This window comes from Maridesulfovibrio sp., from assembly GCF_963676065.1.
Taxonomy (GTDB): domain Bacteria; phylum Desulfobacterota; class Desulfovibrionia; order Desulfovibrionales; family Desulfovibrionaceae; genus Maridesulfovibrio.
In genome coordinates this window covers 2845246-2864549 of record NZ_OY780933.1, presented here as the reverse complement: position 1 = coordinate 2864549, position 19304 = coordinate 2845246, and the positions used below count along the sequence as shown (strand labels likewise).

22 protein-coding genes are annotated in these 19304 nt (G+C 46.7%); 3 read left to right on the top strand and 19 right to left on the bottom strand.

The window, feature by feature from the left end; translation table 11 throughout:
- Positions 1 to 154: 154 nt before the first annotated feature.
- The 16 genes from ACKU35_RS12880 to ACKU35_RS12805 all read right to left on the bottom strand — a co-directional run bounded on the left by ACKU35_RS12880 (position 155) and on the right by ACKU35_RS12805 (position 13829).
- On the bottom strand, positions 155 to 658 hold the full coding sequence (locus ACKU35_RS12880; RefSeq protein WP_319759627.1) for a DUF2062 domain-containing protein: 504 nt from the start codon (positions 656 to 658) through the stop codon (positions 155 to 157).
- 50 nt (positions 659 to 708) lie between these two features.
- A complete protein-coding gene (gene fusA / locus ACKU35_RS12875) occupies positions 709 to 2757 on the bottom strand; it encodes an elongation factor G (protein WP_319759626.1) in 2049 nt (682 codons plus the stop codon).
- Between the two features lie 23 nt (positions 2758 to 2780).
- A complete protein-coding gene (locus ACKU35_RS12870; RefSeq protein ID WP_319759625.1) occupies positions 2781 to 3581 on the bottom strand; it encodes a hypothetical protein in 801 nt (266 codons plus the stop codon).
- A gap of 193 nt (positions 3582 to 3774) precedes the next feature.
- On the bottom strand, positions 3775 to 4506 hold the full coding sequence (locus ACKU35_RS12865; RefSeq protein ID WP_319759624.1) for an outer membrane protein assembly factor BamD: 732 nt from the start codon (positions 4504 to 4506) through the stop codon (positions 3775 to 3777).
- Complete coding sequence (gene trxB / locus ACKU35_RS12860) at positions 4506 to 5426, bottom strand: thioredoxin-disulfide reductase (RefSeq protein ID WP_319759623.1); 921 nt, start codon at positions 5424 to 5426, stop codon at positions 4506 to 4508. Before trxB ends, ACKU35_RS12865 begins: the two co-directional genes overlap by 1 nt.
- Before the next feature lie 3 nt (positions 5427 to 5429).
- Positions 5430 to 5750: a thioredoxin gene (trxA, locus tag ACKU35_RS12855; RefSeq protein WP_319759622.1), complete on the bottom strand. Its 321-nt coding sequence runs from the start codon at positions 5748 to 5750 to the stop codon at positions 5430 to 5432.
- Between the two features lie 216 nt (positions 5751 to 5966).
- A complete protein-coding gene (gene tsaD, locus ACKU35_RS12850; protein ID WP_319759621.1) occupies positions 5967 to 7037 on the bottom strand; it encodes a tRNA (adenosine(37)-N6)-threonylcarbamoyltransferase complex transferase subunit TsaD in 1071 nt (356 codons plus the stop codon).
- The gene (gene fbp, locus ACKU35_RS12845) at positions 7037 to 8053 is read right to left on the bottom strand and encodes a class 1 fructose-bisphosphatase (RefSeq protein WP_319759620.1); all 1017 of its coding nucleotides are present in this window, start codon (positions 8051 to 8053) and stop codon (positions 7037 to 7039) included. The genes tsaD and fbp overlap by 1 nt, the downstream gene beginning before the upstream one ends.
- An 85-nt stretch (positions 8054 to 8138) precedes the next feature.
- Positions 8139 to 8939, bottom strand: coding sequence for a hypothetical protein (locus ACKU35_RS12840; protein ID WP_319759619.1), 801 nt, complete (start codon positions 8937 to 8939; stop codon positions 8139 to 8141).
- Between the two features lie 89 nt (positions 8940 to 9028).
- Positions 9029 to 9904, bottom strand: coding sequence for a tetratricopeptide repeat protein (locus tag ACKU35_RS12835; RefSeq protein WP_319759618.1), 876 nt, complete (start codon positions 9902 to 9904; stop codon positions 9029 to 9031).
- The gene (locus ACKU35_RS12830) at positions 9888 to 10214 is read right to left on the bottom strand and encodes a septum formation initiator family protein (RefSeq protein ID WP_319759617.1); all 327 of its coding nucleotides are present in this window, start codon (positions 10212 to 10214) and stop codon (positions 9888 to 9890) included. Before ACKU35_RS12830 ends, ACKU35_RS12835 begins: the two co-directional genes overlap by 17 nt.
- Before the next feature lie 11 nt (positions 10215 to 10225).
- The gene (locus ACKU35_RS12825) at positions 10226 to 10504 is read right to left on the bottom strand and encodes a hypothetical protein (protein ID WP_319759616.1); all 279 of its coding nucleotides are present in this window, start codon (positions 10502 to 10504) and stop codon (positions 10226 to 10228) included.
- A gap of 39 nt (positions 10505 to 10543) precedes the next feature.
- On the bottom strand, positions 10544 to 11089 hold the full coding sequence (pgsA, locus tag ACKU35_RS12820; RefSeq protein WP_319759615.1) for a CDP-diacylglycerol--glycerol-3-phosphate 3-phosphatidyltransferase: 546 nt from the start codon (positions 11087 to 11089) through the stop codon (positions 10544 to 10546).
- A 178-nt stretch (positions 11090 to 11267) separates the two neighbouring features.
- Positions 11268 to 12164: an Mrp/NBP35 family ATP-binding protein gene (locus ACKU35_RS12815; RefSeq protein WP_319759614.1), complete on the bottom strand. Its 897-nt coding sequence runs from the start codon at positions 12162 to 12164 to the stop codon at positions 11268 to 11270.
- A 54-nt stretch (positions 12165 to 12218) separates the two neighbouring features.
- On the bottom strand, positions 12219 to 13178 hold the full coding sequence (locus ACKU35_RS12810; RefSeq protein ID WP_319759613.1) for a DUF368 domain-containing protein: 960 nt from the start codon (positions 13176 to 13178) through the stop codon (positions 12219 to 12221).
- 6 nt (positions 13179 to 13184) lie between these two features.
- Positions 13185 to 13829 (bottom strand): protein-L-isoaspartate(D-aspartate) O-methyltransferase, encoded by a 645-nt coding sequence (locus ACKU35_RS12805; protein WP_319759612.1) that lies wholly within the window; start codon positions 13827 to 13829, stop codon positions 13185 to 13187.
- 242 nt (positions 13830 to 14071) lie between these two features.
- Between ACKU35_RS12805 and ACKU35_RS12800 the strand changes: the two genes are divergently transcribed.
- Positions 14072 to 14509, top strand: coding sequence for a CBS domain-containing protein (locus ACKU35_RS12800; protein ID WP_319759611.1), 438 nt, complete (start codon positions 14072 to 14074; stop codon positions 14507 to 14509).
- Between the two features lie 100 nt (positions 14510 to 14609).
- Here ACKU35_RS12800 and ACKU35_RS12795 read toward each other — a convergent pair whose 3' ends face one another.
- The 3 genes from ACKU35_RS12795 to ACKU35_RS12785 all read right to left on the bottom strand — a co-directional run bounded on the left by ACKU35_RS12795 (position 14610) and on the right by ACKU35_RS12785 (position 17201).
- On the bottom strand, positions 14610 to 15059 hold the full coding sequence (locus ACKU35_RS12795) for a metal-dependent hydrolase (protein WP_319759610.1): 450 nt from the start codon (positions 15057 to 15059) through the stop codon (positions 14610 to 14612).
- A gap of 191 nt (positions 15060 to 15250) precedes the next feature.
- Complete coding sequence (locus ACKU35_RS12790; protein ID WP_319759609.1) at positions 15251 to 16411, bottom strand: SufD family Fe-S cluster assembly protein; 1161 nt, start codon at positions 16409 to 16411, stop codon at positions 15251 to 15253.
- 25 nt (positions 16412 to 16436) lie between these two features.
- Complete coding sequence (locus ACKU35_RS12785) at positions 16437 to 17201, bottom strand: ABC transporter ATP-binding protein (protein ID WP_319759608.1); 765 nt, start codon at positions 17199 to 17201, stop codon at positions 16437 to 16439.
- A gap of 285 nt (positions 17202 to 17486) precedes the next feature.
- On the opposite strand from ACKU35_RS12785, the gene ACKU35_RS12780 reads away from it, so the two are divergent.
- Together ACKU35_RS12780 and ACKU35_RS12775 are read left to right on the top strand one after the other, a co-directional pair.
- Positions 17487 to 18224, top strand: coding sequence for a Smr/MutS family protein (locus ACKU35_RS12780; protein ID WP_319759607.1), 738 nt, complete (start codon positions 17487 to 17489; stop codon positions 18222 to 18224).
- Positions 18225 to 18277: 53 nt separating this feature from the next.
- Positions 18278 to 19300 carry an STAS domain-containing protein gene (locus tag ACKU35_RS12775; RefSeq protein ID WP_319759606.1) on the top strand — a complete coding sequence of 341 codons (1023 nt, stop codon included), beginning with the start codon at positions 18278 to 18280 and terminating at the stop codon, positions 19298 to 19300.
- The last annotated feature ends 4 nt before the right edge of the window (positions 19301 to 19304 follow it).

Genomic DNA, 19304 nt, shown 5'->3' with positions numbered 1-19304 from the left:
TTAAACACTTAATCAGTTTCAATCAAGCAGTATAATTATCATACTCGAAAAAAACAAAAAAAGACTCTTTGTCATCAAAGAGCCTTAATTGTGAATAAATATTAAACAAGTGGCAAAAAGCATTGTTACCTAGCGCCAATTTAATTGGATAAGCTTATAATTTCTTACGCTTGGAGAGCATACGCATGGTTTTGCGTTTGCGGTAACGACGCACAAAATACAAGGCGATAAAATATGAAATTACTGCCAGAGGAATGCCGAGCACCGCTCCACCGAAGATAAGAATACTCAACCCCTGCCAGCCGATATCCATAAAATCAGAAACCTGCCACTTGGCCGGGTCAAAAGCTAAATCTATGGGCAGAAAAAATGTGCCTATCTTAAACTGAATGTAGTAGAAGAGCAGCCAGTTGAAAGGATTGGAAATCCAGGTAGCAATAGCTGCCGCGATCTTGCTGCTGCGGGTTATAAAGGCCAAAACCACCGCGATAACAGTCTGCAGCGGCAACCCGGGAATAACGGGAAAGCAGCCACCGAAAACCCCGCATGCAACCCCCAAGGCAATATTATGAGGCGAAGCATTAATCCGCATAACCTTAAGGTAATATAATTTGAAAAGCCGTTTGAACTTCTCTTTTCTGCTATAATTAATCTGCATCAACTTCCCTTTGTTGATTTTGTTTTACTTACACCTTACGGGCTGAGGGATTAATCCAACACATCAAAGCTGTGAAATTTCATAGCAAAACCGGCTCTTCCCTGTGTTGCCGATCTGAGATGGGTGGAAAAACCGAACATATTCCGCAACGGCGACAAAGCCTGCACAATCTTCTGCTTATTGCGATCAAGCATATTTTCTATGCGAGCGCCCTTAGCCCCGAGAAGTCCGATCACATCGCCTACAAATTCTTCGGGAACAGAAATTTCAACATCCATAATAGGTTCCATAAGCTGCGGAGAAGCAGCATTCAAGGCGGATTTCAACGCCCTGCCGGCAGCCATATGATATCCGGGAACTGATGATTCCCCATCCCGTTTACGCAGCTCAAGGATGCGCACTTTTACGTCCTGAACGGGAAATCCTTTGATTACGCCGCTTTGTAAACCGTCATCAATTCCCTCGGCTACGGCATCCATCCACTCAGAGGACCATTCACCGGTATCGATTTCAAAAACAACATCCCGGCCTGCTCCCCGCTCCCGCGGCTCAACTGAAAGACGCACATATCCGTAGTGCTTGTCCTCACCGAGAAACTTGTCAAATTCTTCTTCCGCTTCTGCGCTGCCGCCGGGAACCTCCAGATAAACAACCTGCGGTTTACCAGCCCGCGGATCAAGCTTGTATTCACGGCGCATGCGGTCCAGAACAACTTCAAGATGCAGTTCCCCCATACCGGAAAGAATGATCTGTCCGGTATTCTCATCTGTATTCAAAGTGAGGGTGGGATCTTCCTGAAGGTACTTATCCAACACATCTTCAAGCTTGTTGGATTCTTCTACATTGCGCGGCTCAATCGCCATGGAAATAACAGGTTTGTACATCTCAATCTGTTCAAGCACCAGCGGAGTTTCCGCCGTGGAAAGGGTGTCTCCGGTACGGGTTTCTTTCAGTCCGGCAGCCCCTACGATATCGCCGATACCGGCAATATCGAGCCGTTCCTTGCGTCCGGCATGTATCTTAAAAAGACGCGCAATGCGTTCATCTTTACCCTGTGTAAAATTTCGGACGGTATCTCCGGCGTTGATTTTACCGGAATAAATTCGCATAAGGACCATCTTGCGTCCCGAGTCCATAACAACCTTGAACGCAAGAGCCTGAAACGGACCGCCGGCTTCCGGCTCCACTACCTGTTCAACCCCTGTTTGTGGATTTATACCGCTGACTTTAGGCGCTTCAAGCGGACTGGGAAGATATTTAACGACTCCATCCATCAACGGCTGTACACCCGAATTTTTCAATGCCGAACCGGAAAAGACCGGAACCACAGCCAGTTTAAGAGTAGCCTTACGGATGACTTCATCAATGTACGCGGGCTCAATGTCATCCTCAAGATAACGTTCCATAAATTCATCATCAATTTCCGAAAGCACTTCGCACATCTGCTCACGCCACGGCGCTACAAATTCTTCATCCTGCTGATCCAGATCAAGTTCCTCAAACTCTTCACCGTTGCTCTCCTGATCAAAAACCAGTTTTTTCATGCGAATGATATCGTAAACAGCGCTGAAATCTTCGCCAGCGCCGTCCGGAATCTGCACGGGCAGGCTCCTGATTCCAAGTTTATCAGACATGGATTTGAGTACAGCCTCAAAATCTGCCCCTAAGCGATCCATCTTGTTGATAAAAACAAGCTTAGGTACGCCGTAAGACTCACTTTGACGCCAGACGGTTTCCGATTGCGGTTCCACACCGCCGACTGCACAGAAAACCCCAACAGCGCCGTCAAGCACGCGCAGGGAACGTTCTACTTCAATGGTAAAATCCACATGGCCGGGAGTATCGATTATATTGATAGTGTTCGCACCCCAGTAACAGGTGGTCACCGCGGAAGTGATCGTGATTCCGCGCTCCTGCTCTTCAGGCATATAATCCATGGTTGCGGTTCCCTCGTGAACTTCACCTAAACGGTGAATTCGGCCTGAAAAATAAAGCATACGTTCAGTAACCGTAGTCTTACCCGCGTCAATATGGGCAATGACGCCGATATTACGTATTTTTCCAATACCTTTCACAGAAAAATCAGGCTTGATATTCACGGAGCACCTTCCCTGAGTAAAACTTATTCAGCAACAGCAAGAGCAACACATTCGCGTTTAAAAAAAGAACTGTTAAAACCGTTCCAAGCCCAGCAGCCTTCCTGACCGTGGGAAAGTACTATACTGAAATTCATCAGTCCATCACCCACTAATTCGGCAGGCACAACCACTGCGTCGGATTCTGATTCAGCGATGGAATCCTCGTCAATTTCAACAAATTCGACATCAGGATGAGCAAAAGCAAGTACTTCCATATCCGGGGCATCATCTTCCCTGCAGACTGATATACTTAAAATTTCCGGCACACGCCAGTAGCGCACCCCCGGACCATGCTTTACGTAACCCGGCTCACCGCGCAGATCGAGCAGTGCCCCGTCGATACCGCAATGAATTATCTCGCCGAGAAGCAGGTCAACTTTATCCACCGGCAGTTTGACCACATTCTCCTGTCCGGCAAGCTCGAATCCGGCCAGCACTGACCGGGATATCTCACCTTCTCCGCAGAAAACAGCCAGCACGCTTTTCACTCCGGCGGCAAAAGCGGGCACCAGAGCGGCCAGAATGCGTACAGGAGAAACTGACTTTGCATCAAGAAGCAACACAGCCCACTCCAAAGGTTCGGTTGAAACCTCGGTCTCAAAACCGCCACGCCATGTATTAACATTCCATGTTTTACCGGGGGCATCAGGGGAATTGATTCCATAGACCTGCGCAATCGTCTTTTTAAGCCATGCCCGTTTCGGAGGCAATGTATCCTCATAAGCATCGCCGAAGGTTGTGTCTTCTATCTGATAATCATGCAGCCATTCAGGAAATTCAAACATATGTAATGCCTCCGGGGCTTCATCCCTTAACAAAAGGATTTATTAATCCGAAAATTAATTAAAGAAAATAACTATGCGTGGTTATGGATAAGTTATGTTTAGATGCGTATGCTAAACTTAGCAACATTTATCACTAAAAAAAACCCGACAGACACTGGTCTGTCGGGCTTTATTTGAATCGTTGGGAACAGGCTTAAAGCCAGTTCATCAACTCTTTCCAGCTTCCCTGCAATTTTTCGCGTTCTTCCTGAGAAAGAGTCTTCTGGTATTCATAATAAGACATCTCGGCCTGCTTCATGGCATATTTGCGAACTTTAGGCAGGTCCTTAAAATTGCGTACAACGTATGCATAGCGTTTCCAAGCTGATCCGAATTTTTCCGATCTCCAGAAGAAATCGGCGATATACAATTCATGGTCAGCCAAGGCACGACGACATTTTACGATGTATTCTTTTGCGGCTTTTGCATACTCGCTGTCCGGGTACGCTTCCTCCACCCTGTAAAAATAAACCAATGCTTCATTGATATTGCTTTGAGGCCGATCAATGGAACTGAAAAGGTTAAAATTACTCAGGCCGATCTGATAAAGCACATACGGAATTTCTTCGTTACCGGGATGCAGTGCGGAAAATTCCTTGTAGGCTTCTGAGGCATCAAAATATTTCTTATCAAGAAAATACGCATCACCGAGGCTGATCTCGGCCTTCAAGGTATACGGACTGAAAGGATAGCGATCCTTCAGTTTAGAAAAATAATCGGCAGCATCATAATAGTCCTTACCTTTCATCGCTTCCACGCCGGCTTCATAAAGTTCCTGCGCGGTATCTTCAGGTTTGGGTAGGAAGTAATAGTCGATGAGTCCACAGCCGGAAAGGCTGATAAGGAGAAGAGAAGCAATAACAATAGAAAAAAATTTATTTCGCATTATTTGTGTTCCAGATACGCATAAGCGGCAGTGGCTGCAGTAGCGCCATCTCCCACTGCCGTGACAACCTGTCTACATTTTTTAGAGCGGATGTCACCGGCGGCGTAAATTCCGGGAATACTTGATTCCATTTCGCAGGTTGTTTTTATAAATCCATGTTGATCGAGCGCCAATTCGTCAGGGAAAAAGCTGCATACGGCGTTAAAACCAACAAAAATAAACACTCCATCCACATCAAGGACGGAGTAGTCTCCAGTATCAACATTTTTAATCTCAACACCGGTAACTTCCGTATCACCAATAATCTTTGAAACAACTGAATTCAGTACCGGTTCAATAACAGGATTCGCGAGGCATTTGTCCCGATAGACCACATCAGCCCTGAATTCATCCCTGCGATGCACTAGATACAGCTTCTTTACTAGTTTTGAAAGATAGATTGATTCCTCAAGAGCGGAATTGCCGCCACCGATGACAGCAACAACCTTATCACGATAAAAGTTGCCGTCACACAAAGCGCAGTAAGAAACCCCACGCCCGAGCAATTTTTCCTCGTTGGGAACTTTTAATTTCCGGAAAGCAACACCGGAGGTGATAATAACCACCCGGCTTTTTACATGATCACCGCTGGCAACCACAACTTCATGAAACTCCTCACCGGGAATAAGCTGCAAAACTTCATCATAAACATGGTCAAACTTGTAATGCTTAACATGCCTATCCATTCTGTCAGCCAGCTCGTACCCCTTGATCCCATCAGGAAATCCGGGGAAATTTTCGAGCTCATCCGTAAGGAGCATCTGTCCGCCATGAGACATCTTTTCAAGGGCGAGAAAATTTACTCCTGCCCTCGCAAGATAAAGGGCGGCCGCCATTCCGGCAGGGCCGCCCCCGATAACAACGGCGTCATAAGACTTCATTCTTTACAGAGCCTTGCTGCTGATCATTTCCTTAATGCTGCTTTTGGAAACTGCACCGGTAGTCTGGTCCACAACTTCGCCACCCTTGAAGAGGATGAGAGTCGGAATTGCACGGATGCCGTACTTTCCGGGAGATGCGGGGTTGTCATCAACATTCATCTTACAAATTTTTACCTGACCGGAAAATTCTTCAGACAATTCATCAATCACAGGACCCATTGCACGACAAGGGCCACACCACGGAGCCCAGAAATCAACTAGAACAGGCTTATCGCTATTGAGAACTTCTTCTTGAAAACTGGAATCGGTTACCTGCAGAGCCATGATTTTCTCCTTGTTACAGTATTCTGGTAGTTATGCCCTTCTGTAGAGAAGAGTCACACCAAATAATCTTCTTCCGGAACACTCTTTAAGAGTGCTATTCAATTTTTAAATCTAATTATGGTTAACCGGTGTGTCAAGACGAACAGACACAACTGCTAATAACTTAATTTTGATAATACCCACCCTTAACGGCAAAGGCAACACCCTCGCGGCAGATTAGGCATCACAGATCCAATCACACGGAACCACCCGCCCACGCGGGATAGCATCGAGATCTAAATCGTGCCAGCATCCTGCCTCCGCCATTAAATACCCGGCATAGGCGATCATGGCTCCATTATCGGTGCATAAATGCATTGGGGGTAAAACCAGCGGAATGGAAAATTTATCCGCAACACCGGCCATCACCGAACGAACCACTGAATTGGCGGCGACTCCCCCGGCAACAATCAAAGATTTAACACCTCGGTTGCGTTCAAGAGCCCGCTTAACTTTCACTTCAAGAGTTCGCCCGACGGTATAGTTAAAGGAGGCCAGCATATTTTTGCGCTCTTGCGCAATGGCCGGGTCCTCATCACGATCATCAGGCTGGCCCATCACGTCGAGTCGCAGATGGGAATGTTGGTTCACGTAAGTGGCCACTGCGGTTTTCAAGCCGCTAAAGCTGAAATCGAGATTGTCGTTATTAACGTAAGGAACCGGAAAAAGCTTTTTATTGACCACTCCCTGCCTGCCCAGATCATCAACAAGCTTACCGCCAGGATATGGAAGATTCAGGGATTTAGCAGTCTTATCAAAGGCTTCACCGGCGGCGTCGTCAAGAGTACGCCCAAGCAATGTAAATTCGAGCGGCCCTTCAATCAGGTAGATATGAGTATGCCCGCCGGAAACAAGTAATCCAAGCGAAGGATACTGTAACTCCTGTTCAAGCCCGGCGGCTGTAAGATGCGCCCAGAGATGATTGACCCCGGCAAGCCTCGCCCGGGTGGAAAGAACCAGACCTTTTGCAAAGCTCAGCCCCATAAGCAGGCAGCCCTGCAACCCCGGCCCTCTTGCCACTGAGACAACGTCAATGTCATCAGTAGTCAGATTCTGTTCTCTAAGAAGTTCACGCATCAGGACAGGCAAAGCGCGCAGATGCTCGCGGGAAGCTATCTCAGGTACAACACCACCGAAGAGGGCATGAACATCGACCTGTGATGCTAGCTTTTCGGCAATAAGCTTTCCGTCACGCACAAGAGCGAGTCCTGTTTCATCACAGGAGCTCTCAATACCAAGACAAAGCATTATCCGTCATGCTCCTTATAAATGGAACTGATCGTCTCTACTTCGTGGCGTGAGCCTATGAAGAGGGGAACGCGCTGATGCAAATCATCCGGCACGATATCAAGTATACGCTGGGTACCGTCCGTTGCAAGGCCTCCGGCCTGTTCTATAAGCATGGCCATGGGCGAAGCTTCGCATAGAAGGCGCAGCTTGCCATTCGGCTTAGCGGGGTCCCGGTTATCCGCAGGGTACATGAATACTCCACCGTAAATAAGATTACGGTGAAAATCAGCAACCAGCGAACCTATGTAACGCAGACTGTACGGCTTGCCATGAATATTATCCGTAGACTTGAAATGACGGACAACCTTCTGGGTAGCTTCGGACCAGTAAGGCCAATAGCCTTCGTTAACCGAGTAGATTTTTCCGCGATCCGGAATCTGTATGTTCGGATGGGAAAGAAGAAAATCGCCGACACCGGGGTCTAAGGTGAAACCATGGACACCGTCTCCAGTAGTGAAGACAAGCATGGTGGACGAACCGTATAAAATATAACCGGCTGCGACCTGCTCACACCCTGCCTGCAGTACATCTGTGGACTGTACCGGAGTTCCCAGTTTGCTTTTACGTCTAAAAATAGAAAAAATAGTTCCTATATTGACGTTAACATCAATATTTGAAGAACCGTCCAGAGGATCAAAAATGATGATGTAGTTCCCCTGTGGAAGACCGTGCGGGATCTCGATTATATCAGCATTTTCCTCTGAGGCCATAGCGCAAAGCACACCGGAACGGGCCATACGGTGGATCAGAATACGGTTGGCGTATTCATCAAGCTTCTTTACTTCCTCGCCCTGAACATTGATCTCACCTGTAAAACCGAGAACATCAACTAAACCGGCCTTATTCACTTCCCTTGAAATAATCTTGGCCGAAAGAACCAACTCATTGAATAGGTGGGTAAACTGTCCGGTAGCTCCGGGAATCTGCTTCTGGTGCAATAACAGGTGCTCTGTAACAGTGATCTGCTGGGTCATTAATCCTCCTTCGGAATGTCCCTGCTGCGCAATTATCAGAAAGTAATAAGCTCTATATCATAATTTTCAGATAAGACCTACGTTTTTAAAAAAACAGTAAGCCATCATCTTCGTCTTTCTTGGATATAGCTTTAGTCAGGTATACGATCTGAGTATCCCCTATATAGCGGGAAAGCCAGACATATCTCTGCCCGTCAACTGTAACAACGCCTCTGACATTTTCATCCAGCAACTCATCCCAGTCTATTTGCAGTAGTGCCTTTTTATTAATATCTTCAGCCCCGGTCCATACGCCGCCGCCATCGGGTTGCATAATAATCAGCTGTTTAGGATCAGGACAAAAATTCAGCAGAATGCGAGGATCAAAATGGACCACCACCAGCCCTTTGAAGACGGCATCTTTAAAGAAGGGAGTGGCGAGATACATTTCAGGACCGAATTCGGAGTAACTGACAAATGATTTCAATTTGATCTCATTCCAGTCTCCTTCGTATTCGATGAGCGGCCCCGGCTTGAAAGGCTTGATCTCAACTTCGGGAAGTTTGACCAGAATACTGGCTTCATCATCAACGGTAAGAACACCACTGATCCAAGGAAAACGCATAAAAAGCAGCTTAAACCAATTTTCATCGGGATGTGAGTCCACTGTGGATAAGACTTCGCACAGAGAGAGTATCTTAGCATCCACAGGGGTAAAAAGTAGAGCCAGCTTATTATCGTCGGGGTTTTCGAGCCCGCCGTGTTTTAAATTAATTTCGGGATTGGGGTCTACAGTCTGCTGGGCTTCGTGCCAGACCTTACTGCCGTATTCGCACCCGCTTACGCACAGGAGCAGCAACAGAAAAGCAAAAAGTGCGAAAGATCGCACTGAATTTTTAAATTCCATAATTAATACCTGGATTTTGTGCTTACACAGCACAAATCCTTATGCATATTATTAAATTGTATCTTTAAATAAGGCCGAAACAAGGTAGTTTATCTGGAAACCCTGGCTTCCAGACGGTCCGCAAGAAGTTCAAGGGTACTCATCAGCTTACTTTTGGCGTGTTTGAAGTACGGATCTTTACTTGCATCATCTCCGGCGACATCATCAAGCGGAGCATTACTTATCCTGCTTGAAATATCTGCCATAAAGGACATAAGCTCATCTTTTTCGTCATCAGATGCTTTGCAAAGCAATTCGCGGTAAATTTCGAGAGCGCCCTCAAGATCTCCCTGAGAGGCCAGAACTTCGGCCATGGTCTTGGTCTTGAGGCTGTCCATAGCAACCTGGCTGGTCAGCTCTTCGTCACTTTCACCGTCTGCATCAACACGGGCTGCGGCCTGAGAAATTTCATCAACAAGCAAATCACTGTTTTCAGGTGCCGGACGCGCATAATTGCCTGCGGGAACTTCGCTTTCAGCTGCATCTGCCGAGAAAGATTCATCCGTCTCTTTGCCGGAAGCAATACCGGTAAGCTGTTTTATCCCCTCGGCCATTACGTCTGACCATGACATAGGGGAACCGTGCAGAGCCGAAAACAGAAAAGCCATAGCTCCGGCAACATCGCTGTTACCCTCAGAAATAGAAGCACCCCACATTTTCCAGAATGAGGGGTATGAAGAAAAGAGTCTGGTCAAAGGCGCAACAGCTGCCTTCGCTTCAGATTCGCGATCAAGTTTAGCAAGAGTTTCAACCAGCAGCAGACGAGCCTCAAGGTAGTCAGGATGGCGGTCAAGACCCATCCGAAGAGTGGTCACTGCTTTCTCAAGACTGCCCATTTCGACATAAAGGCGGGCCAGAGGGAAAAAAACTTTGGAGCTGGGCTCCAGAGCCAGAACTTCCTGATACCACTCAATCTTGCTTTGCATCTGTACCTGCTCCCTGGGTCTTTTCTTTTCCTGAATCAGGAAAAATGTACAACACTTCGTTTCCCTTGACGTAATTCATCCTGCTACGGATGATTTTCTCCTGATAGGCACGGTCACTCTTAAGCCTGCGGATCTCTCTGCTCAGCTCTAGGGTCCGGTTGTCAGCGGCTTCGATTTTATGCTCAAGTTCCTGAACTTTATCATCAAGTTCAAGATAACCTAAAAAACCCTGTTCACTTAATCCCAAGCGAATAAGAAGCACAAGGTTGATTACAACCAGCAATCCCAGCAAAGCTCTACGCCTCAGCATCAAACGTTCCTTTACTGAAGCCGGGTAAACATTTTTCTGGACGAATCAACCTGCCCCAGCGGAACCCTGAGCTCAACCAAAAAATTATCAGTTGCGGTTTCGATCCGTTCCACTTCGGCCTCGCTAACCCTGATTTTTTCCATTTTGCTCATAAACCTCTTAAGGACCTCAAGTTCTTCTAGGAACTTGCGACTTAAGTCAAGTCTTTCAAGTTCCTGTTCCATCTCAATAATTGTTTCGAGGCAATTATTGAGTCTGAGTACCAGATTTTGTCGGTCATTACCGTTCATTGATAATCCTGTCTGTAAACTTTTTCTAATAAATTTTAATTATTCGCTAGTTAACCAGACTTTATGCAAATTGTACATATAATTAGCACCGGAAAATACGGTCAGGAATACAGCTACGTAAAGAATCCAGGTGCCGAGCTGGTGCATATCAATACCGAAGTACGGGTAGTGCAGCAACAGAGGTCCGAGAGCGAAACTCTGGACGAGAGTCTTGAGCTTGCCGAACTTATCAGCAGCCAGAACCAGCCCCATATCCACGGCGATGGCTCTCAGTCCGGTAACTGCCAATTCGCGGCAGACAATAACTACTGTAATCCAGCCGCTTACATAACCCATGTAGCTGAGCATGATAAGGGTGGAACAGATGAGCAGTTTATCTGCCAGAGGGTCGAGAAATTTACCCAGATTAGTAACCTGATTGCTACGCCGGGCGATATAGCCGTCAAAAAAGTCGGTCAGCGATGCCAGAAAAAAGACAAAAGCCGCCAGAAACATGGTCAGCTTATTCGGATAATAAAGCAGAGCAACGATTAAAGGTACCGCAAGAATACGTCCAAGAGTAAGGGAATTGGCAAGATTGAACATAAAGTGTCCCGGGTCGAGAAATTCATTTAGTCAGGGCGGCGGCCCTGAAACCTATTGAGCTTTTGCGTAACGCGGGGACCGTATTAAACGGACCCCGCGGAAACTGCATGATTCTGTGCCGAGGAAGACAGTATGTCAACCCGGCATTTGATTTACACCCAAAAAAAGGTGATTTTTATTAAGTATGAGTGCTGGAAGCTACTTCAAAACTGCTTTCGGCTGCATCTGCAATCTCCTCAGCAACCTTGCGGAAGGCGAGTTTTGCAGGAGAATCCTCATCAAGAAGTACCACAGGCTTGCCCAGATCACCGGCAACAACAGTTGTCGGGTCCAGAGGAATAGCCCCGAGGAACGGCAGGCTGTACTTAGCCGCCAGCTCTTCACCGCCGCCCTTCTTGAAAAGGTCGATATTCTCATGACAGTGAGGGCAGACGAGTCCGCTCATATTTTCAACCACGCCCATGATGTTGGCCTTGGCGTACTGCAGGAAGTTGATAGCCTTACGAACATCCGCAAGGGAAACTTCCTGCGGAGTGGTTACGACCACGGCAAGAGATTCCGGAATGGTTTTCAGAACGGTCATAGGCTCATCACCGGTACCCGGAGGGGAATCGATCACGAGAAAATCAAGCTCGCCCCACTGTACGTCGGAAATGAACTGCCTGATGGCGGAAGTTTTCATGGGACCGCGCCAGAGGACAGCCTGATCAGGGTCCTTGAGCAGTGATTCCATGGAAACAACATGCAGGTTATCATTTACTTTTTTAGGAACTACGAGGTTACCGCGCTCAACATCGAGCTGGCCGGTAATGCCAAGCAGATGCGGAACACTGGGGCCATGGATGTCAACATCAAGGATACCGACCTTAAACCCTTTGTCCGCGAGGGCTGCGGCGATATTTACAGCCACGGAACTCTTACCTACGCCGCCTTTGCCGCTCATTACAAAAATTTTGTATTTAATCTTCTGCAGAGTCGAGGAAATCAACTCGTTCTGCAAAGCCTGGGCAGCACTTGCCTTTTTGTCACCGTTCTTCTGTGAGCCGGAAGAACAGGAACTGCATGATGAACTCATATCAATGCCTTTGTTGTATATTAAAAGATCAGGGAGAACTGTCTCCGTTCAACTTCAGCTGTCCTTGGCTGAAGATACCCATTCCAAGATAATCACTGCTGCAAATCCGGCAACCATCAGGAGCACGGCAGTTGCAAATTTCACATCATAAGCCGGAGGCAGCACATTGGCCTCGCTCAGGACATGAACCTTACCCCGTATCACCACCGAATCGAGAACCTCTTTCCATGGCCAGATCTTGCGCATGGCCCCGGCCATGAATCCGGTCAACAGGCTCACGGTAATCGCGTGATGTTTTTCCAGCAAAAAATGCAGAACACGGGAAAAAAGAGAAATACCGAAAGCGCACCCGCAGACGAATACCAGCAGGATAGCGCCGTTTTCCATACTCGCGGGATTGCGTATCGCCCCGGTGATGAATTCATATTTCCCCAAAAGGAGAAGAATGAAAGCTCCGCTTATGCCGGGGAGAATCATTGCGCAAATGGAAATAGAAGCGCAGAGAAACACAAACCAGAGGGTATCCGGTGTGGTCACAGGAATCAATCCCACCAAAAGGTAGCTGAATGCGGCTCCAAAGATTCCCGCAAAAACATTCTTCGCGGAAACCTCACCCACCCTTTTGCCTACCACCAGAACCGAAGCGGCAATAAGTCCAAAAAACAATGACCATACAGGCACAGGATGGCTGCCCAACAAGGCATGGATCACCCGGGCCATGGAGACCATTGCCATCAGGATGCCAAACAGCAGAGGCAATAAAAATTTAAGATGTGCTTCGGCGATGGCTCCGGTCAGGTCCAGTTTAAGCAGGCTTTTAATAAAACTGCCGTTGAAAGAGCGAATGGAGTCAATCAGATTATCATAAATTCCGGTAATAAAGGCCATGGTTCCGCCGGAAACTCCGGGAATGATGTCCGCTACCCCCATACAAATTCCTTTGAGCACGAGCACAAGGTAATCACGCGGGGAGTCTGGTCCCGGGCCTTCTTTCCAAGCTTGAATAAAATTCATTATAACCTACCAGCCCTGTTTACCAACCAGATCTACGAAGGCGCATCCGCCCATGTCTGTGGTTTCGATTTTACCGTCAGTTTTGGTTACCAGCATAAGCCGCTGCACCCGTCTCTGGCCGCCGACCGGGATAACCAGTATGCCCGGATCAGCCAGTTGTTCAATGAGATAATCCGGGATTTCCGGCCCCCCGGCGGTTACGATTATACGGTCATACGGTGCATTTTCCGGCCAACCCATGGTACCGTCATCAAGTTTGAGCTGAATGTTAAAATACCGCATATCAAAGAGCAGTTTACGCGCGGCGATGAAGAGCTTTCGAATGCGCTCAACGGAAAAGACATCCGCCCCCATTTCAGCCAGCACCGCGGCCTGATAGCCTGATCCTGTTCCGATCTCCAGAACCTTATGTCCCGGTTCAATCCGAAGCAGCTCTGACATAACGGCTACTATGTACGGCTGAGAGATGGTCTGCCCTTCTCCGATAGGCAGGGCACTGTCGGAGTATGCGCGTGAAGCCAGGGCATCCTGCACAAACAGGTGTCTGGGTATTTTACTCATGGCATCCAGAACATTTTTATCAGCCACTCCACGGGCCTCAATCTGTTCCTGCACCATTTTCTTCCTGGATCTTTTAGGATCGATACGCACATATCCCCCGTAAGGCACCCCATTCTATTCGGTAGGCAATGCCTGAAATAAATTTTGAACTACGAATTACCGGCCCGATCATATCAACCGTAATAATTCATTGTTTGCAGTTGCAAATCAGATTTTAGCGATCAAGTCAACCAGAATGCTTCAAAATGAGGGCTAAAGACCCTTTTTCCACTTACAACTTGACACAAAAGCGACATAAAGAGAGATTATAGTAAGGACAAAAGGAGGACCACATGCTGAAAGTAAACGACCTGATGACTAAGGAACTATTCACCCTTAGCGAATCCGATAATTTGAAAATGGCAAGGTCGCTCATGGACCTGCAACGCATCAGACATATTCCAATTGTAAATGAAGAACGCGAATTCATAGGTCTGATCACCCATAGGGATATTCTGCGTGCCACCATCTCTCAGCTTGCGGATATCGACCCGGAAACACAAGGAGAAATTGATTCCGGTATTCCCGTGGGGGAAATTATGCGCACTGACATCAAGACTATTTCCGAAGATACTTCTTTGAAAGATGCAGCGGTAGCGTTGCTCGACCATAAATACGGCTGTTTCCCGGTTGTGAATGAAAAGAATGGACTTATCGGCATCCTTACCGAAGCTGATTTCCTGAAACTGACAATCAGCCTTATGGATGCACTGGAAAATAGCGATGATTAACCAGCCCTCCTCCTGAAGAATCAGGCGGAAACTTCCGCACTGGTTTTTCACGTATTAATAATAAAAGGAATTGAGCGCCACACTCAATTCCTTTTATTTTTTAAAATTCACGGTCCAAAAATAAATGTGAAAAATACCCGGTAACAAAGGCCACGTAATATGGCAGCAAGGTAGGAAGGGGGTGCCCGTAAATATAATACGGCAGAATAAGCATGGGCATCGGCACCAGAAGCATGGCCCACCATGTATGAGTCCAGCCGCGATGAGCGCTTACCCCGGGCAGCATAGCCAGAACTCCGAGATAAGCCGCCCACTGAAAATGTTTTAGATAAATCAGCGCCAAGGCGAGCATGAGCATCCCGGAATAAAAAAGCCTCTTACCTTTTGAATCCGTATCAATATCAGGAAAAAGCCCCCCCAGCACACAGACCACAAGCAGGGCCACCACCTGTTCCGGATCAATCACATACAACCCGATATTTACTAATCCCAATAAAACCAAAATTCCGGCAACAAAGGAGCCACTGATATGAACTTTATATCCAGGCATTTTATAACCACTTATTTTTAAATGAAATAAACTTAAAGTAAAACATAAACTTTCTGCACATGGATATATTTAATAAAGTTCAAATTGTCCATCTGATGAATTTTTCTACGCTTAACCAGTGATCGTAAAAATAAAAGATGGTGCCATCCCGGGCGGAATGGCACCATCTGAATTATCGTATGAGTATAGGTCTACATAGCATCACTGGAATCAAGTTCCTCGATCTGCTTATCAATTTCCTTCTGCAATTTTTCAGGCAGTCCCATAATATCAACATTCAGGAAACCGCGAACGATGGTTGAGGTCGCTTGATCCTCATCCATTCCGCGAGCCATGAGATATTCAATCTCTTCCTGAGCAATTTTACCGACTGCGGCTTCGTGGGAAAGTTCGACACCTTCCACAGTAGCTTCCAGCTCGGGAACAGCATGAATGCGTCCACCGCCGAGGATAAGTCCCTGACACTCGATGTGTCCGCGTGCGGGAACATTGTTACCCTGAATATGACCGCGGGCGATGATGGTGCCGCCGGTGGTAATGGTCCGGGAAATGGTTTCCGCTTTTGTATCAGGCGCGTTCTGAATGATGCGGGTTCCGGTATCAACATAGGAACCTTCAGGAGCAACCAATACAGAATTGAAACGGGCAACCGCGCCTTCACCGTTCAGAAAAATAGTCGGGTAGGACTGTAAGTCCTTAACCTTTTTCATCAGCACGTAGTTGTTGATGAGCGTTCCGCCCTCTTCAACAACACCCATGGTGCTGGGACGTACAACGGTGTTTTCACCCCAGTTATGAACCATGGTGAAGGTCAGCTTACCGCCCTTCTTAACGTAGATTTCAGAAAGTCCGAAATGTCCGCCGGAAAACTTCTCGTGAGCGGCGGCACAACCAGTGATAATGTGCAGTTCGGAATCTTCTTCTACTATAACAATGTTGTGAATATTCTGGCCGGAATTTTCAGCTTTAAGGAAAAGACAGGACTGAACAGGCTTCTCGACCTTGGCACCCTTCTTGGTGCGGACAAAATAACCGCCGTGCAGATTTTCTGCTGCATTGCGGGTAATTTCGTTTTTGTCTTTATCGATGAGCTTGAAGTAGTAGTCAGGAAGGCCGTCGTATTTTTCAAGTGCCTTCTTGATGTCCATAACTTCAACATCTTTATCGTTACTGCCGCAGTGCACGTTGGAGTGGTCCACCTGCATAAAGGTAGCACTGACGTCTTTGGAATCTACGTCCACACCGGCCATGATCAACTGCTCTTTTTCATCAGCTTCAATTGAAGTCAGATCTTCAATTACCGCGTGTTCCAGACCTTCAAATTTAAAATCGTTCAGATCAACTTTACTCATGATATTTCTCCGTGGATTTACACTGCTAATTCAAGCATTTCACGCATTCTTTATATCCGTACTTGCGGATGTGCTCCAGAATATCGCGGGGTCTGGCTTCACAGCAGAGATGTCCGTTAAAAAGGACCTGTCCACGGTCAGCATTAATGTAATCAAGGATATGCCCGGTATGGGTAATGATCAAACCACAGGTATCAGTACCTTGTTTGATTTTCTGCTCTTTCATGCTCAGATCAATGCTCGGCTTAATTTCGCCATCCAGCAGAGTGCGGGCCATTTTACCGATCAGGTGCATGTTTTCAAGGTCAACACCGGATTCGGGCTCATCAAAAAGCAGCAGGCTGGGATTCTGGGCCATGAGCTGAAGGAGCTCGGAACGCTTGATCTCACCACCGGAAAAACCGGAGTTAATATCGCGATCGAGAAAATTTGTCATGTTTACTCGCTGGGCCAGCATTTCAACATCAACATTGGAACCGTTACCGCACATTTTTACCAGATGACGGGTTTTCAATCCGTGGATGGTCGGCGGGCGCTGGAAGGACATGCCGATACCGAGACGGGCGCGCTCATAGATTGGAGCATAAGTAATATCTTCGCCCTTAAAGGTGATTTTGCCCTTGGTAACATTATAATTACTGAAGCCCATGAGAGTCATGAGCAGGGAAGTTTTACCTGAACCGTTAGGTCCGAAAAGGATGAAGGTCTCCCCTTCTTTTATATGCAGGTTGAGGTCCTTAATGACCTCCTTATCGCCAATACTGACGTGCAAGTTTTCTATCTTAAGCATTGAAATTCCTCACTTTATAAGAGAAAACCAAAAATGGATTTATTTATTCGAATTTAGTACGCACTGAAGAGCTAATAAAATTAACATTTCAAGTCCAGAATAAATAATTAATAATTTCAAAATGACCGGACCTGCCACTTACAGCACGCGCCATGAAAAAAAATGGTCACGGCTGCAAAAAAGTCAAGACACAAAAAATAAAAACTCAAATTTACTGAATACAAAGATTTACTTCGATAAGGATTATGACTAATTTGATAGCTTATTTTTTCAGGAGAAACTTGTATGGCTAAGAAAAAAATGAACTCCCTTTCTGATCTGAAAGGTTTGAAGTTCAAAGATGATAAAAAAGATAAGCATTTATCCAAAGCGGTTAGAAAGGCACTTGAAGCTGTAAAACAAAAACCGGCCCCCGTTCAACCGCAGGAAAAGGAAGTAGAAGTGAATGATGATCAGGCGTTCATGGACGCCATGGTCGGTGTTGATCGTATGGACAATTCCACTGTAGCGGTAACACCTCCCAAACCGGCACCTGCAACAAAAAAATCAGAAGAAGACGAAGGCAAAGAATACCTGAGCAGCCTTGTGTCCGGAAAAATTGAATTTGAAATGGAATATTCCGATGAGTTTATGTTCGGTTTTGTACGCGGCACAGACTCAAAAGTTTTCCAAAAGCTGAAAATGGGCGTATTCAGCTATGAATCTCATATAGATCTGCACGGCATGAATTCTGAACAGGCTTATGACAACCTGCTTTTCTTCATCCGCGAATCATTCCTGCAGGGTAAGCGATGTGTTCTGGCGGTCACCGGCAGGGGCAAGAATTCCCCCGGAGGGCACTCAGTTCTCAAAAGAGAAATTCAGGAATGGCTGACCCGGGAACCTTTCCGCCGCGTAGTACTCGCTTTCTGCACTGCCCAACCCAAGGACGGCGGAGCAGGAGCCATCTACATCCTTCTACGCAAGCAGAAAAAGGTTAAGGGCAAGGTGCAATGGGCTAAAAGCATCGACTGGGATGCTTAATGGTTATACAACTCTGAAACCAACCAACAATTTAATAAATTAAGGTCCTGTACATGGACATTTTTGATAACCCGGACCGTATAAAGCTGGCCTTCGGAATCCCATTCTTCAATATGGATTTCAATGAGCTGATGCTTACCGTGGGCGAAAAAGCAGGCATAAAAGATAAAAGCATGATCTTCGCGCCCTCTTTTCCGTGGATGCTGGATTATGCCAAGCATCCTGATTTCTGCCCATTTACGGCGGATTTCATCCTTCCTGCGGACTCGTCTCTGCTCGCCATAGCCGAGAAAGCCGGAATTAAACTTAAAATGCCCATAGAGTATTTTGAATTTCCTGAACAGATAGCCCGTATATGCGCCCATTACGGATTCAGCATGCTCCATGTTTCTGAAACGGCGCTAAAAACGGATATCCTAGTGCGGGATGGTTTTGTTCCCCTGTCATGGGATTTATTCACCCATTTTAAAACCGCAGGGGAACTGGACGAGCTTGATGCGCAATCCATTGTAGCCAGCGCGAACGATCTACAGCCTGATATCGTGCTTATTTCCGCTCCACCAGAATCAATCGGCAGGCATCTTGCCGATATCTATAATGAACTTAATGGAGGTATGTTGATCTGCATTCCGCAGGATCTCGACAAGAACAAATTCACGGACAAGATGGAAAATATTCTGACTCCGCTGCTGCTCCTGCGTGATGAAATAAATTTTCTTGAAGATTTGAGCCGGAAAAGAACATTATCCATGGGCTCTTCCGTTAATTACACCGAGACCTGCATTCCGCCCAGAATAGAAATTATAGGAGTGCTTGACGAAGACTTAGCCCCTGAGCTTCTCCGTGCCGGGATGAGGATGCTGAAGCGTAATTTTTCACCGGCTCTGGATTTATCAGAAACCAGCGGTGCTACTCTTACTGGTCTTGAAACACTGTGTTTTCTGAGCCGTAAATTTCGTGAACAAGGTAAAAATATAACTATCAGTAATATTTCTGATAATTTTACCAACATCATCCACAAAACCGGTGCAACGGTAATTTTTAACGATTTTCCGGGGATAATAAACGATCTATAAACCG

Excerpts from the sequence above, each read along its gene's own strand:
- ACKU35_RS12865 (WP_319759624.1), bottom strand. The coding sequence starts at position 4,506 with ATGCGAAATAAATTTTTTTCTATTGTTATTGCTTCTCTTCTCCTTATC.
- tsaD (WP_319759621.1), bottom strand. The coding sequence starts at position 7,037 with ATGCTTTGTCTTGGTATTGAGAGCTCCTGTGATGAAACAGGACTCGCT.
- ACKU35_RS12825 (WP_319759616.1), bottom strand. The coding sequence starts at position 10,504 with ATGAACGGTAATGACCGACAAAATCTGGTACTCAGACTCAATAATTGC.
- ACKU35_RS12835 (WP_319759618.1), bottom strand. The coding sequence starts at position 9,904 with ATGCAAAGCAAGATTGAGTGGTATCAGGAAGTTCTGGCTCTGGAGCCC.
- ACKU35_RS12785 (WP_319759608.1), bottom strand. The coding sequence starts at position 17,201 with ATGCTTAAGATAGAAAACTTGCACGTCAGTATTGGCGATAAGGAGGTC.
- fbp (WP_319759620.1), bottom strand. The coding sequence starts at position 8,053 with ATGACCCAGCAGATCACTGTTACAGAGCACCTGTTATTGCACCAGAAG.
- pgsA (WP_319759615.1), bottom strand. The coding sequence starts at position 11,089 with ATGTTCAATCTTGCCAATTCCCTTACTCTTGGACGTATTCTTGCGGTA.
- ACKU35_RS12830 (WP_319759617.1), bottom strand. The coding sequence starts at position 10,214 with ATGCTGAGGCGTAGAGCTTTGCTGGGATTGCTGGTTGTAATCAACCTT.
- ACKU35_RS12840 (WP_319759619.1), bottom strand. The coding sequence starts at position 8,939 with ATGGAATTTAAAAATTCAGTGCGATCTTTCGCACTTTTTGCTTTTCTG.
- ACKU35_RS12795 (WP_319759610.1), bottom strand. The coding sequence starts at position 15,059 with ATGCCTGGATATAAAGTTCATATCAGTGGCTCCTTTGTTGCCGGAATT.
- ACKU35_RS12870 (WP_319759625.1), bottom strand. The coding sequence starts at position 3,581 with ATGTTTGAATTTCCTGAATGGCTGCATGATTATCAGATAGAAGACACA.
- ACKU35_RS12815 (WP_319759614.1), bottom strand. The coding sequence starts at position 12,164 with ATGAGTTCATCATGCAGTTCCTGTTCTTCCGGCTCACAGAAGAACGGT.
- trxA (WP_319759622.1), bottom strand. The coding sequence starts at position 5,750 with ATGGCTCTGCAGGTAACCGATTCCAGTTTTCAAGAAGAAGTTCTCAAT.
- ACKU35_RS12775 (WP_319759606.1), top strand. The coding sequence starts at position 18,278 with ATGGACATTTTTGATAACCCGGACCGTATAAAGCTGGCCTTCGGAATC.
- ACKU35_RS12800 (WP_319759611.1), top strand. The coding sequence starts at position 14,072 with ATGCTGAAAGTAAACGACCTGATGACTAAGGAACTATTCACCCTTAGC.
- ACKU35_RS12780 (WP_319759607.1), top strand. The coding sequence starts at position 17,487 with ATGGCTAAGAAAAAAATGAACTCCCTTTCTGATCTGAAAGGTTTGAAG.
- ACKU35_RS12790 (WP_319759609.1), bottom strand. The coding sequence starts at position 16,411 with ATGAGTAAAGTTGATCTGAACGATTTTAAATTTGAAGGTCTGGAACAC.
- ACKU35_RS12810 (WP_319759613.1), bottom strand. The coding sequence starts at position 13,178 with ATGAATTTTATTCAAGCTTGGAAAGAAGGCCCGGGACCAGACTCCCCG.
- trxB (WP_319759623.1), bottom strand. The coding sequence starts at position 5,426 with ATGAAGTCTTATGACGCCGTTGTTATCGGGGGCGGCCCTGCCGGAATG.
- ACKU35_RS12880 (WP_319759627.1), bottom strand. The coding sequence starts at position 658 with ATGCAGATTAATTATAGCAGAAAAGAGAAGTTCAAACGGCTTTTCAAA.